The organism is Candidatus Methanoplasma termitum (assembly GCF_000800805.1).
GTDB lineage: Archaea > Thermoplasmatota > Thermoplasmata > Methanomassiliicoccales > Methanomethylophilaceae > Methanoplasma > Methanoplasma termitum.
The window spans coordinates 1,143,095-1,155,971 of record NZ_CP010070.1 but is presented as its reverse complement, the minus strand read 5'-3'; the positions used below and the strand labels follow the sequence as shown (position 1 = coordinate 1,155,971).

19 protein-coding genes are annotated in these 12,877 nt (G+C 50.1%); 11 read left to right on the top strand and 8 right to left on the bottom strand.

The window, feature by feature from the left end:
* Window positions 1-7 precede the first annotated feature (7 nt).
* Entirely contained in the window at window positions 8-370 is a 363-nt protein-coding gene (locus tag Mpt1_RS05700; protein ID WP_048112990.1) for an ACT domain-containing protein, read from the bottom strand.
* Between the two features lie 67 nt (window positions 371-437).
* On the opposite strand from Mpt1_RS05700, the gene Mpt1_RS05695 reads away from it, so the two are divergent.
* Window positions 438-1,178 carry a glycosyltransferase gene (locus Mpt1_RS05695; RefSeq protein ID WP_052399310.1) on the top strand — a complete coding sequence of 247 codons (741 nt, stop codon included), beginning with the start codon at window positions 438-440 and terminating at the stop codon, window positions 1,176-1,178.
* Here the strand turns inward: Mpt1_RS05695 and Mpt1_RS07475 are convergent.
* From Mpt1_RS07475 to Mpt1_RS05670, 4 genes are all read right to left on the bottom strand, one after another.
* Window positions 1,159-2,199, bottom strand: coding sequence for an HAD-IIIA family hydrolase (locus Mpt1_RS07475; RefSeq protein ID WP_082007267.1), 1,041 nt, complete (start codon window positions 2,197-2,199; stop codon window positions 1,159-1,161). The genes Mpt1_RS05695 and Mpt1_RS07475 overlap by 20 nt on opposite strands.
* A complete protein-coding gene (locus tag Mpt1_RS05680) occupies window positions 2,192-3,226 on the bottom strand; it encodes a GHMP family kinase ATP-binding protein (protein WP_238603105.1) in 1,035 nt (344 codons plus the stop codon). Before Mpt1_RS05680 ends, Mpt1_RS07475 begins: the two co-directional genes overlap by 8 nt.
* Complete coding sequence (locus Mpt1_RS05675) at window positions 3,207-4,241, bottom strand: sugar phosphate nucleotidyltransferase (RefSeq protein ID WP_052399309.1); 1,035 nt, start codon at window positions 4,239-4,241, stop codon at window positions 3,207-3,209. Before Mpt1_RS05675 ends, Mpt1_RS05680 begins: the two co-directional genes overlap by 20 nt.
* 144 nt (window positions 4,242-4,385) lie before the next feature.
* A complete protein-coding gene (locus Mpt1_RS05670; protein WP_048112988.1) occupies window positions 4,386-4,973 on the bottom strand; it encodes a hypothetical protein in 588 nt (195 codons plus the stop codon).
* A 195-nt stretch (window positions 4,974-5,168) separates the two neighbouring features.
* Here Mpt1_RS05670 and rpl7ae point away from each other — a divergent pair, with 195 nt between their 5' ends.
* The 8 genes from rpl7ae (at window position 5,169) to Mpt1_RS05630 (ending at window position 10,374) form a co-directional block, all read left to right on the top strand.
* On the top strand, window positions 5,169-5,534 hold the full coding sequence (rpl7ae, locus tag Mpt1_RS05665; protein WP_048112986.1) for a 50S ribosomal protein L7Ae: 366 nt from the start codon (window positions 5,169-5,171) through the stop codon (window positions 5,532-5,534).
* Between the two features lie 14 nt (window positions 5,535-5,548).
* The gene (locus Mpt1_RS05660) at window positions 5,549-5,764 is read left to right on the top strand and encodes a 30S ribosomal protein S28e (protein WP_015491645.1); all 216 of its coding nucleotides are present in this window, start codon (window positions 5,549-5,551) and stop codon (window positions 5,762-5,764) included.
* Window positions 5,765-5,769: 5 nt separating this feature from the next.
* The gene (locus tag Mpt1_RS05655; RefSeq protein WP_193354111.1) at window positions 5,770-5,988 is read left to right on the top strand and encodes a 50S ribosomal protein L24e; all 219 of its coding nucleotides are present in this window, start codon (window positions 5,770-5,772) and stop codon (window positions 5,986-5,988) included.
* Between the two features lie 4 nt (window positions 5,989-5,992).
* Window positions 5,993-6,448, top strand: a complete 456-nt coding sequence (gene ndk / locus Mpt1_RS05650; RefSeq protein ID WP_048112982.1) for a nucleoside-diphosphate kinase — start codon at window positions 5,993-5,995, stop codon at window positions 6,446-6,448.
* A gap of 35 nt (window positions 6,449-6,483) precedes the next feature.
* Entirely contained in the window at window positions 6,484-8,229 is a 1,746-nt protein-coding gene (gene infB, locus Mpt1_RS05645) for a translation initiation factor IF-2 (RefSeq protein ID WP_048112980.1), read from the top strand.
* 129 nt (window positions 8,230-8,358) lie between these two features.
* The gene (locus Mpt1_RS05640; RefSeq protein ID WP_048112977.1) at window positions 8,359-8,772 is read left to right on the top strand and encodes a 30S ribosomal protein S6e; all 414 of its coding nucleotides are present in this window, start codon (window positions 8,359-8,361) and stop codon (window positions 8,770-8,772) included.
* A complete protein-coding gene (locus Mpt1_RS05635; RefSeq protein WP_048112974.1) occupies window positions 8,772-10,010 on the top strand; it encodes a translation initiation factor IF-2 subunit gamma in 1,239 nt (412 codons plus the stop codon). Before Mpt1_RS05640 ends, Mpt1_RS05635 begins: the two co-directional genes overlap by 1 nt.
* Before the next feature lie 4 nt (window positions 10,011-10,014).
* Window positions 10,015-10,374: a type II toxin-antitoxin system VapC family toxin gene (locus Mpt1_RS05630; RefSeq protein ID WP_048112967.1), complete on the top strand. Its 360-nt coding sequence runs from the start codon at window positions 10,015-10,017 to the stop codon at window positions 10,372-10,374.
* On the opposite strand, the gene Mpt1_RS05625 is transcribed toward Mpt1_RS05630, so the two are convergent.
* The 3 genes from Mpt1_RS05625 to Mpt1_RS05615 form a co-directional block, all read right to left on the bottom strand.
* Window positions 10,375-11,202 carry a methanogenesis marker 8 protein gene (locus tag Mpt1_RS05625; protein WP_048112965.1) on the bottom strand — a complete coding sequence of 276 codons (828 nt, stop codon included), beginning with the start codon at window positions 11,200-11,202 and terminating at the stop codon, window positions 10,375-10,377.
* Window positions 11,202-11,681, bottom strand: coding sequence for a peptidylprolyl isomerase (locus tag Mpt1_RS05620; protein ID WP_048112963.1), 480 nt, complete (start codon window positions 11,679-11,681; stop codon window positions 11,202-11,204). The genes Mpt1_RS05625 and Mpt1_RS05620 overlap by 1 nt, the downstream gene beginning before the upstream one ends.
* Window positions 11,682-11,762: 81 nt before the next feature.
* Window positions 11,763-12,071: a hypothetical protein gene (locus Mpt1_RS05615; RefSeq protein ID WP_048112961.1), complete on the bottom strand. Its 309-nt coding sequence runs from the start codon at window positions 12,069-12,071 to the stop codon at window positions 11,763-11,765.
* Between the two features lie 109 nt (window positions 12,072-12,180).
* On the opposite strand from Mpt1_RS05615, the gene Mpt1_RS07730 reads away from it, so the two are divergent.
* Window positions 12,181-12,345: a hypothetical protein gene (locus tag Mpt1_RS07730; protein ID WP_158386785.1), complete on the top strand. Its 165-nt coding sequence runs from the start codon at window positions 12,181-12,183 to the stop codon at window positions 12,343-12,345.
* A gap of 286 nt (window positions 12,346-12,631) precedes the next feature.
* Window positions 12,632-12,853 carry an LSM domain-containing protein gene (locus Mpt1_RS05605; RefSeq protein ID WP_048112956.1) on the top strand — a complete coding sequence of 74 codons (222 nt, stop codon included), beginning with the start codon at window positions 12,632-12,634 and terminating at the stop codon, window positions 12,851-12,853.
* Window positions 12,854-12,877 lie beyond the last annotated feature (24 nt).

The window sequence follows — 12,877 nt, the reverse complement described above, 5'->3', positions numbered from 1 at the left end:
TTGCGCTTCAAAGCGCATTGAGCGCCATAACGTATTTCTTTTCTTGGCTGCGCTCTATTATCTCATCGACCTGAGCGGCTCCTCCGACCAGACCGACATTTCCATTGGATGTTGACATCAGTGCATATGCCGATTGGCCTTCCGGCGGCACCATTTCCGCACTATATACATCCTGCAGTTTGTTGAGCCTTCCCATTACAAGCTCGGCCTCGCCTTTGTCTATTACCGAGAGCACCATTCTTGACCTGTTGGGGACTTCGCATTTTCCGACGACTATAGTCTCAACGTTGATCTTGTTGCGAGTGAACTCGCCCATGACACGCTGCATAACGCCGAACTCATTCTTGACTATCAAGGATATTACGTGCATTATAACCACACTCAGACGTTGATAAGTTTGCGTATATATGAAATAGTGGTTGTCTAATAACATAATAGTGGACAGCAGAAAAACCTTTACGATAATATTGCCCACTTACAATGAGGAGGAAGGTATCGCGGATATGCTGACCTCTCTGAAGGGGATGTATCCTGATTTTCATATCCTGATAATGGACGACAATTCCAAAGACAGAACGAAGGAGGTCGTTGATGCCCTGAACCTAGACAAGGTGAGAATGATCGTAAGAGACTCTGATGTCCGAGGTGTGACGGTCAGCGTTTGCGACGGGATCCTGGCATGCGGAACGGATTACTTCATGTGCATGGACTCCGACTTCCAACATCCCTTGGAAGCGGCGGGAAGGATATATGATGAATTGAACAAAGGATTCGATCTTGTAATAGGTGTGAGGGTCAACAGAAGAGCCCTCGGATTCAAGAGAAGCCTCGGCTCATACGCGTTCGCCACATTGGCATCTTCGGTGCTTTTCGTACACGGAAAGACAAGGACGAAGGACATAGCAAGCGGACTCTTCGGAGGAAACGTGGAGCTTTTCTCAAAGGTGATAAACGAAGAGGGAAGCAAGTTCGAAATGAAAGGATTCAAGCTCCTCTATGATTTCCTGAGGAACGGGCCCTCCGACGTCAATGTCAGCGAGATATCGTACGAGTTCGGGAAGAGGGCAAGCGGAAGTTCCAAGGTGAGTCCGAAAGTGATCTACTTATCGTTCCACCAGTGCGGGATCGTCGGAAGATTCCTTGCCGGGATCTATAGGGTCATCTTTTATCGGCAGTGAGTATCTCATCCACGATCTTTACGAAAGTTCTTTTCTCTGATATCTGGTATGTTTTCAGACCGAGCCTTCTTCCGAACTCGATATCCTTATCATGATCGCCGATCATGTATGATATGCTGGGATTGATGTGGTATTTCATGATCGCCGCTACGCCAAGGTCTGTCTCAGGTTTCCTGCATGAACAGCAGTCGTCCGGGTGGTGCGGGCAGTAGAATATGTCTGTGATGTGGCCCCCTTCCGCCTCGATCTCTCCGACCATCTTTTCATGGATCGCGGCAAGGATCTTTTCATCAAGGAGGCCTCTGGCTATACCGGATTGGTTTGTAACAACTATAACAATATATCCCGCTTTGTTCAGTTTAGCGACTGCTTTCGGTACGCCGGGAAGCAGCTGGAGTTTCTCCGGATCGCTGCAATACACCACGTCCTTCACCAATGTGTCATCCCTGTCGACGAGCACCGCTTTCTTGCCGAACATCTCCCTTTCGACCATACCGCATATCATGTGAAGCGAAACGAAATAGCCCTCCTGTATCCTGGGGGTCTCTTTTGTCGGAATTATCACGCTGATGTCCGTCATGTCTTTCAGCACCCCGCCGTCCCCTGTGAACGAAACGGTGTTGGCACCAAGTCTTTTTGCCGCCTCGACCGCTAATATGACGTTCCTCGAATTACCGGAGGTACTGAGACCTATCACGACATCGCCTTTTCTGCATACAGCTTCGATCTGTCTCTGAAAAACAAGGTCGTAGGAATAATCGTTGCCGATCGCCGTGACCGGAGCTATGTTTGACAAAGAGACTCCCGCCATCGCAGGTCTGTCGAAAAGATATTTCCCGGAAAACTCGGCGGCCATGTGCTGTGCGTCCGCGGACGATCCTCCGTTCCCCATAAAAATGATCTGCCCTCCGGCCTTCACCGATGCGATTATTAGGTCTGCGACCTTTCTGATGGAACTGACATCTATGCCGGAGATCACTTTTGCGTGTCTCTCCAGTTCCGCTTTGATAATATCATTCATTTTTGCACCTCCACGACGTTACTCCCTTGGGGTCGAACATGAAGTTCGTCACCATTACGCCGTGTTTCTGAAGCTCCTGTGCCACATCGGCTCTCTTATTGTATTTACAGATATAATACATGAAGCCTCCGCCGCCGGCCCCCGAGACCTTCCCTCCGATCGCGCCGCTGCGGATCGCCAGGTCGTACAGTTTGTTGATCGTGTCGTTGGAGATCTTATCCGAGAATTGTTTCTTATAGCCCCAGGACTCGTGCAGAAGCACGCCCGCCTCTTCGATATCCCCGTTAATGAGCGCCTTGCCCATTTCTTTGGCAAGCCTTTTCGATTCGTCCAATGCGTTCTCGTTCTCTCCTTTGTTAAAGGACTCTATCTGGGATTTGATGATCCCGGCCGATTCTCTGGATGTTCCGGTGTAGCACAGCAGAGAACGGTATTGCAATTCATCCGCAACATCCTCGTCGATATCCACTTTCTGCACCTTTACTCCTCTCGAATCGATATCCATGAGGTTGAATCCGCCGTATGCCGCAGCGTACTGATCCTGTAATCCGCCTTTAAGGCCGATGACCTCTCTTTCCAAGTGATATGCCAGCTTCGCAATGTCATCATGATACATCTTCTTCCCTATCCAGCTGGACACCGCCGAGATCATCGCAACGATCATAGTCGATGACCCGCCGAGCCCGGAACCGGCCGGCGCATCGGATTCTATCAAAAGATCGAAACCGTCGGTCACTCCGAAGTAGTTTGTGACCGCTTTTATCAGATCGTTATTCCCATCGAATTTCAGAGGGCCGCCGTCAAGCGGCGCTTCGAATCTGCCGTAATATGATGAGTGGACGCACATAGTGTTGTCGCTCCTTGGCGTCAGCGTGCAGTATGCATACTTGTTAATTGTGGTGTTAAGGACGCATCCCCCTTTTTTCGAGGCGTACGGATCCACATCCGTGCCTCCGCCCGCGATACCTATTCTCAACGGAGCTCTGGCTCTGTAATACTCTGTCAAATTACCCCATCCTTTCGTCAACTATTTTTTTCCCCGCTTCGATGATAAGGCCGTCACCTATGACCGAACCTGTTATTGTGGTCCCGTTGCCGATCCTGCATCCGACACCGATGATGCTGTTCTCTATCTTTGCGGAATTTACTTTACAATCCCTCATTATCATGCTGTTGATCAGTTTGCTGTTGACAACAGTGGAGTTCTCCATTACCACCGCAGCAGAAACTTCGGAGTCGGTAACGCTTGAACCCTTTCCGAGATAGAATGGCTTTCTTATTGCGGTCCCTTCCACCTGGGTCCCTCCCCATGATATCTGGTTGCCCACCTTGGAGGCCATACATAAATTTGCGGCAAGAAGGTCCACCGGGCGGCCAACATCCCTCCACAGTCCCTTTAGCCGGTATCCCTGGATCTTTTTCTCCTCCCTCATAAGTATCGGGATCAATTCTTTAGAGAAATCAAAGAACTTTCCTTCCGGCACATAAGACAGGGCCGATCGGTTTATTATGTAGACTCCGGCGTTGATCAGGTCGGAGAACACCTCTTCCGGTTTCGGTTTTTCTTTGAACTCTGTGATCTCATCATCATCTTTGACCCTAGCTATTCCGAACTCGCACGGGTTGTTCACCGATGTCAGTGCAATGGTGACCTCCGCGTTCGATGAAAAGTGCATCTCTATCTGATCCCCGAGGGAGATGTCGGCAAATACGTCGCCGTTCGCGGCAACGAAAACATCATCAAGCCGTTCCTCTACATTCTTCATTGCCCCGGCAGTCCCGATGGGTTCGTCCTCGAATGCGTATTCTATCCCGATCCCGATGTCGGAACCGTCTCCGATAGCTTCCATGAGCTGTGAGGATTTGTAACCGCAGGCCATGATTATTTCCTCGATCCCGGAACTTGCGAGGGATTCTACAAGATACTTCAGGCAGGGCTTGTCCAACACCGGAAGTATCGGTTTAGGACGGTATTTTGTGAGAGGCATGAGCCTTGTTCCCATCCCCCCCACCATAATGACTGCCTGTTTGACCCTGATCAATTGTATCCCTTATGTTCTAATATTCCACCATTATAATAAATGTCACGGTATGGCTCTGACAGTTCCCGTTAAAATAATAGGGATAATGTCGAAGCGCACCAGATTTATGCACCAGTGCCCGGTCTTTCCTATTTGCGGCAACATTCAGCTCTTCTGGTCAAGCCCCTTCCTTTTCTTCATAATTACAGACAATACAAAGCTCACGCCGATCACGGCCAGGACAAAGATTATCGTGACCGTTTGCGCTGTGTTGCTGCTGTAGAACTCGTAGAAGAAGTTGCTCATGAGCAGAATGGCGCCGTATTTCAGTATACATCCCAAGAACACATAGAAGATCGACTTTTTGATGTTCCAGCCTGCGATCCTTACGAAGGCGCCGCTGAAAGGGATCATCGGAGCGATCCTGTTCAATAACAACAGACGTTCATCGCTCAGCAACAGGAAGTCGATGTATTTGTTGGCAACGGATGCTATACGTTTGGGCACCCTGATCCTTCCCACAATGGTATACAAAACAACGAGGCCGAGGACCTCTGCCGCAATAGCCGCAATGAGAAGCGCCGCGCCGAATGTTATCGAGGGGTCGTAAAAAAAAGCCCCGATGAAGAACAATTCCGGCAGGGTGGGGAAGAACGCGGCGTCGATCAGGAATATTAGGAAAATGCAGAAGACCAACACGGGCCCGCCGCCGGCACCGAAGATCTCCATGAGCCAATCTCCTATGTTCAACATTCAAATCCCCTCCGACGGATATATGTGCCGGATGTCAAAAGATGGGGCGGCATCTATTAATGATTTGCTGAACTTAACATCGAACTTACAAAAAAGGCGGACGCCTACTATTTATACTAAAAGGAAATAACTCGAATGCTCTTATAAGAGCCGATGAATGATGACGGTGCTTAGCACCGGAAAGAGGTAATTAAAATGTCAGTATTTGTAAAGTTTGAGACACCGAAAGAGCTCTCCGATAAAGCATACTCCCTGGCCGAGATCGCAAGGGACGGCGGAAAGATAAAGAAAGGGACCAACGAGGTCACGAAAGCTGTCGAAAGGGGAGCAGCGGCCATTGTGATAATGGCAACAGACGTAAACCCCCCGGAGATACTCGCACACATACCCGCTCTCTGTGAAGAGAGGAATGTAGCATACGTATATGTTCCGAGCAAAGCGGAACTCGGCAACGCGATCGGACTCGAGAAGCCGACAGCATCCATCGCCATTATTGACGTTGGAAAAGGAAAGCCGCTCTGCGATGAGATCTCCCAGGCAGTAAAATCACTGAAGAAATAAGAGGGTGGTTTTGAATGGTAGACACAGACAGCATCCCCTCGGAGGTCGTTGAGATAATCGGCCGCACCGGGATGACCGGCGAGGCCACTCAGGTCAAGGTCCGTGTTTTGGACGGACGCGACAAAGGAAGGATCATCACCAGGAACATCATGGGTCCTGTAAGGATGGGCGACATACTCATGCTCAGAGAGACCTCGAGAGAGGCAAGAAAGCTCGGAATGGGCAGGTGATTCAAATGGCAGAGATAAGGAAGTGCTCATTCTGCGGAGGCGACATCGAGCCCGGAACGGGGAAAATGTACGTCAAGAAGGATGGGACAGTTTTCAACTTTGACACCAGCAAGTGTTACAAGAACATGATCGAGCTCAAGAGGGTCGCAAGGACGACCGAGTGGACAGAGAAGGCCCAGGCAGAGAAGGCGGCACGCCTCAAAGCGGCAGAGAAGAAGGAATGATAACATGGCCACCGAGCGAACATACGTCATGGTAAAACCGGACGGTGTACAGAGAGGGCTTTGCGGCGAGATAATGTCCCGCTTCGAGAAGAAAGGCCTGAAGATCGTGGCAGTGAAATTCATGGTCATACCGAGATCGGTAGCCGAGAGCCACTACGGCGAGCACAAAGGAAAAGGATTCTTCAACGGCCTGATATCGTTCATAACATCGGGCCCGGTCCTCGCCATGGTCCTGGAAGGCGACAATGCGGTCGCGGTATGCAGAAACATGATGGGCAAGACCAACCCTCAGGAATCCGCTCCCGGTACGATACGCGGCGACTTCGGCATGGTCACCGGAATGAATCTCATTCATGGCTCAGACTCCGTCGACTCGGCGAAGAGGGAGATATCGATCTTCTTCAAACCGGAAGAGCTCATGTCATACAAGAGATCGGCCGACGAATGGACATATGAGTAAACATTTTACTCGGATATCTCCGCGAGCGTGACTGTATGGCAATAAGGCAACCGGTCGTAAGTGTGCTGGGGCACGTTGACCACGGCAAAACGAAGCTCCTCGATAGGATCAGGGGCACTTCGGTCCAAGCCCGCGAGGCGGGGTTGATCACACAGCACATAGGAGCCACGGAGGTGCCGATCGAACATATTTATAAAGTGTGCGCATTGCTCATCGGAAAGAAAAAATTCGATGTGCCAGGGCTGCTTTTTATCGATACTCCGGGACATCACTCCTTTGTGACGTTGCGTGCGAGAGGCGGGTCCCTTGCGGACCTTGCGGTCCTTGTGATCGATATAAGAGAGGGAATAAAACCTCAAACGATCGAGTCTATACGCATCCTGAGGCAGTACAAGACCCCCTTCGTTATCGCAATGAACAAGATCGACACGATACAGGGGTGGATACCGGTCGACGGAAGACCGTTCGTACTTGCGGAAAAAGCGCAGCAGCAGCACACCCTCGACGCGCTCAACGAAAAGATGTACAACATCATCGCTCAGTTATCGGAACAGAACATCTTCGCAGATCGTTACGACAGGATAGACGATTTCACAAAGACCGTCGCACTCGTACCGATCAGCGCAAAAGAGGGAGAAGGAATACCGGACCTTCTTTTGGTCTTGATAGGTCTGGCACAGCGCTTCCTTGAGCAACAGCTAGAGAAGGGAGAGGGCCCCGGCAAAGGAACGATCCTCGAAATAAAAGAAGAGAAAGGGCTCGGAAAGACGATGGATGTGATCCTTTACTCGGGGACGTTGTCAAGAGGAGATATTGTTGCACTGGGAACAAGCGGCGCGCCGCTCGTAACAAAAATAAAAGCGATCCTGAAGCCGAAGCCTCTGGATGAGATAAGGGACCCGAGGGACCGTTTCGACTCGGTAAAAGAGCTGCATGCGGCGGCAGGCGTGAAGATCGCGACTCAAAACATGGAAGGAGCCATCGCAGGAGCACCGTTCATGGTCGTGAAAGGACCGAACGACCCACTGCTGAAAGAGCTCAAAGAGGATTCTGCGATAAAGATAGAGACCGCCGAAAAGGGAATAACGGTCAAGGCGGATGCGATCGGCTCTCTGGAGGCCCTCGCCTTTGAAACAAAGGCCGCCGGGATACCCATCAGGAAATACAGTGTCGGGGACATCACCAGAAGGGATGTGGTGGAGGCGGCCTACGGCGATAAAGCGAACCACGTGGTGCTTGGTTTCAACGTATCGATAACAAAGGATGCGGAGGTCGAGATCCATAATCACGACGTCAAGGTCATGACGAATCAGATAGTTTACAAACTCATCGAGGAATATCAGGAGTGGGTGGAAGAGTCTAAGAAAAAGACAGACACCGACAAAAGATCGGAGTTCTCTTTCCCTGCCAAATTCAAAGTGCTCCCGAATTGTATCTTCAGAGCCAGCCATCCCGCAATCGTGGGTGTGAGGGTGCTCGCCGGAAGGATCAGGATCGGTCAGCGCCTCATCGGTGCCGACGGAAGGGACCTGGGAAAAATAAAAAGCATACACACAGGCGAGGATACCCTGAAAGAAGCGAAACAGGGCGAAGAGGTCGCCGTGGGAATAGACGGCGTGACCGCCGGGAGACAGATCAACGAAGAGGATATCGTTTACGTCGATCTGATAGGGTCTGCGGTGAAACAGCTTGCGACGCTCGACATAACCGAGGATGAGAAGCTGGTTCTGCAGGAGACCATCGAGATAAAAAGAAAGGAAGATAATTTTTGGGGAATGTGACCTCATTCTATTCGTCATTCGTTAAGCGCAGCATAAGCCGGGCACAGGTTTTGACGATCAAACAGTAACGACTTTTTTGAACAAACATTTATAAGTGATACTATAATAGGTCGGGCTACAGGTGTTCAAATGGTAGAATTCAAAACCATCGTAAACGATGTGAAGACCGGAAAATCATACAATGTGAAGGTCTCAGGCCACCACGCGAACTCTCTGAATGGTAAAAACATCGGAGAGATCGTAGATGGGATTTTCGTAGGTCTCCCCGGATACAAGCTGAAGATAACAGGCGGAAGCGACAAAAACGGTACCCCGATGAGGTCAGACCTCCCCGGACCAAAGAGAAAGAAACTCCTTCTCTCAGACGGACTCGGTTTCAAAGAGAGATATCCGGGCGAGAGGAAGAGGGTCGGAGTCCGCGGATCCACAATATCAAGCGAGATCGTTCAGATAAACATGGCGATCGCCGAATACGGACCTAAGGCCATAGAAGAGCTTTTGCCTCCCGCACCAGCAGAAGGGGCTAAAGCGGAGAAGCACTGATGAAAGTTCCCAAGCAACCCGAGATCAACATCGGGATGATAGGCCACGTTGACCATGGGAAGACGACGCTTACCAAAGCGCTGTCCGGAGAGTGGACGGATCGTCACTCGGAAGAGGTCAAAAGAGGTATATCTATCAGGCTGGGATATGCGGATGTCGCGTTTTACAAATGTCCTAAATGCAAAGGTGCGATCGCTTACGGGACATCCCCTAAATGTTCCAATTGCGGGGAGAAGGCAGAGTTCCACAGAGCGGTATCGTTCGTCGATGCGCCGGGGCACGAGACCCTTATGGCAACGATGCTGTCGGGCGCCGCTTTAATGGACGGTGCGTTGCTTCTCGTCGCGGCGAACGAGAAATGTCCTCAACCGCAGACGAAAGAGCACCTTATGGCCCTTTCGATAATCGGCATAGAGAACATAATCATAGTTCAGAACAAGATCGACATTGTCACAAGGGAACAGGCTATCGAGAACTACAAACAAATAAAAGAATTCGTCAAAGGGACGATAGCAGAGAATGCGCCCATCATACCAGTATCTGCGAACAGGGGCGTGAACATTGACATGCTCATCGAGAGCATAGAAGAACACATAATGTCAAAGGTCGTCAGAAACATGAACGCTTCGCCGCTGATGCACGTTGCAAGGTCCTTTGACATCAATATGCCGGGAACGATCCCCAAGGATCTCAAAGGAGGGGTCATAGGAGGAACGCTCATACAGGGCAAGCTGAGGATAGATGACGAGATCGAGATAGCCCCCGGAAGAAAGGTGGAGATCGCAGGGAAGACATCCTACGAGAAGATCACGGCAAAGGTCACGTCGCTGCAGGCAGGGGGGAAGAGCGTCAAAGAGGTGGTTCCAGGCGGGCTCATAGCAATAGGAACGGCACTCGATCCATCAATAACCAAATCAGACGGGCTTACCGGAAGGGTGGTCGGAATACCGGGGCGGTTGCCTCCCGTGGTCCATGATTTCAAAATGAAGACCACGCTTTTAGATCGTGTCGTAGGCTCATCATCCGACCTTATGGTCGAAGAGATCAAGAGCAACGAGCCCCTCATGCTCAGCGTAGGGACGGCAACAACGGTGGGCGTGGTCAAGAGCGCAAGGACGGGCTCGGCGGAAGTCGTACTCAAGATACCCGTGTGCATCCTTCCCGCACAGAGGGTAGCGATATCCAGAAGGATCTCCAACAAGTGGAGGCTCATCGGGTACGGGATAATAGAGCAGTGAGTTCATGCAGACCGTTGTCCTTGACACGAACGCGCTTCTGATGCCGTTCGAGATAAAAATGAATCTGGATCTGGAACTGAAAGGCCTTCTAGGAGATTTCAGATGCGTCGTACCCGGCCCTTTGATAGGCGAGCTTAAACACTTGGACCACAAATACGCAAAAGCCGCACTCCAACTTGCGAGGAAGTACGATATTGTTCAAACAACGCGATCAGGCGACGATGCGGTCATCGACGTAGCTATCGCGACAAATGGATACATCCTGACCAACGACAAGAAGCTTAGGGTCGCCGCAAGGAAGCAACAGATACCTCTGATCTTCCTTCGCTCAAGCACACATCTTATCTTAGAGCCGGCGGATTGATCAGATAAGCGGATACGGCGGGACCTCTGGCTCTTTTCCGTCCCAGGGCTCTTTGCCCGTTTCTTTTAACCTCATCAGGACCAGTTCTTTTCCCTTCTCGCTTACGCCATAGATTGGAACTTTGTTGCCGGCGATGATAATGTCTTTAGTCTTCGCTTCCGCCCTGAGTGTCTCAGACGCACATGCCGTTATAATGTCGCAAACTTTGAAGGCTGTGCGTGCATCCTTTTTGTTCATGCATGAAGTATGAACCGCCATGATGACCACCGAATCCCCGAATTCCCTTCTCAACTCGGAAGCATCCGCCATTGAAACAACGGTCACCGCGACCGTTCCGAAACCCGTCTTCTTTGCCTTCCTCACGCCGGCGATCATATCCATCTTCGCTGTGTCTGGGTCTAGGACATTCTCTCTTCCTACGCCGTCAATTACGCTTTCGATGGGGGTCGTCTCGCATACTCCGGAGATCCTTCCGCCGAGGCCTTGGACGATCTCCGGATCGGTCAATACGACAGTTCCGCAGCCATCCGATGCTATCACTGCCGCATCGATCTTACTGTGTTTCAAGGACGAGCTCAAAACCTCAGATATCCCGAATGAAAGGAAATCCATCATTCTTATCTCCCTTCTCTCGGAGCACATACCGAACGACTCGATCCTGAACTCGATGTTCGACTTCACGACCTCTTCGGTTATCTCATCGATGTTTCGGTATTTTTTGAACAACGGACAGAACTTGACCTTTGGTCCGCTTACAACAGTGACCTTTTCATCCTCTATGATCACTTTGGACATACCCAAGCATTCTATCACGTGTCTGTCGGCCATTATTCGATCACTTCGGCCTTTGTTATCTTCACTTCTTTCTTCGGGCGGTCGTTAGGGCCGGTGGGCGAGTTGCCGATGAGATCCACAACATCCATTCCCTTTACTACCTGTCCGAAGACAGGGTGCGCATATGGCGTGGAAGGATCCTCTTTGTCAAGATAGCAGTTATTGACCAAGTTGATGAAGAACTGGCTGCCTCCAGTGTTCGGTCTCCCCGTATTAGCCATGGAGATCGTACCCCTGATGTTGGAATGACCTTTTCCGAATTCGTCCTTGATCGTGTATCCGGGCCCGCCCATCCCCGTACCTTGGGGGTCTCCGCCCTGGATCATGAAGTTGCGGATCACTCTGTGAAATATTGTCCCGTCGTAGAATCCCTCTTTGGCCAACTTTGTGAAGTTGCCCGTTGTGATGGGCATGTCGTCGTGCAGTTTGATCTCTATGTCGCCCTCTGTCGTGTGCAGTATGACCTTTACCATGGGTAAAGGGAATATCTAATCAAATAAAAGTGTGTTGAAACAACGGCCCATTCCGATCTGAGCGGAAGCGGGAGTGAACCGTCAGGAATGCAGCGTAACGAAACGCATCCAAACCCTTGTTTTTCCCGGCATCTCGAATTCGTATGCCAGCAAGGGCATTTCTTTAAGCCTTTCGATCAGGTCCTCTGTGGTCCATGAATTATTGCAGGAAGGGCATGCGGCCCTGAAATTAGGGGCCAATATCACACTCTCTATACTCCCATCTTTGAAAAAATATCTTGTTATCTTCAATGGTCCGGGGCCGGCACCCTCGTCTAGTTCAAGGCAGTATATCTCGTTGTTCTCTATCCTTTCCTTGATTTTTTCCATATCTGGAGCAGTTCCTTTCATCGCTATGATGAACGTGTGGCTAAAATAAAAAGTCTGCACATCCACAGACGGTTTGGTATTTCGTCGGAAGTTCGATCAAACCGTTAACACATAAAACAAAACATGTTTGATGAAAAAATCGATGCACGAACGATCCATTTTGAGAAAGGAAAGGACCGCACAGAAATCCACATACACGATCTGGAATGGTTCAAAGGATCTCGTCGGGATCTTTCTCTGGATCGGGCGCGGCGGAATGTCCGGGCTCACGCCTGTACTTTCGATCGGTTTGTAATTGACGACAATGTTGTTTTTCGTTTCCTCATAAAATGTTGACTGGTAGTAAAAGACCATATTGCGTTCCTGAGAGGTCATGACCGGAATACCATATCGTTCGTTCGTATGTTTTATTTCTTTTCCTCTTTCTGCTGTCTAATCAACAGACTTCGTGAACCGTTGAGAACACTCATGCCCCCTACCGCTTATAGCTATTTCAGACCTATGTCGGCTTGTTCTTTTTTAAAATAGGATTAAGCAATAGGAAAGCTTTTAATTATTTATCCCATGGTCAGACCGATACTATGGTAATGCCGCAAACTTTGCTCGAAAAATCACTGGACAAACGTGTCTCGCTCCTTCTGAAGGACGGGAGGATAATGGAAGGCAAATTCGTCGGGTTCGATGAGTATATGAACATGGTCTTGGAAGAGACCATCGAGAACAACACAGCCGGCGAAGAACAGAGACGCCTGGGCATGGTCGTACTCCGCGGGAACAATGTGGTCAGTATATCAATACTCTGAAAATATGTTATCACTCGGCATATC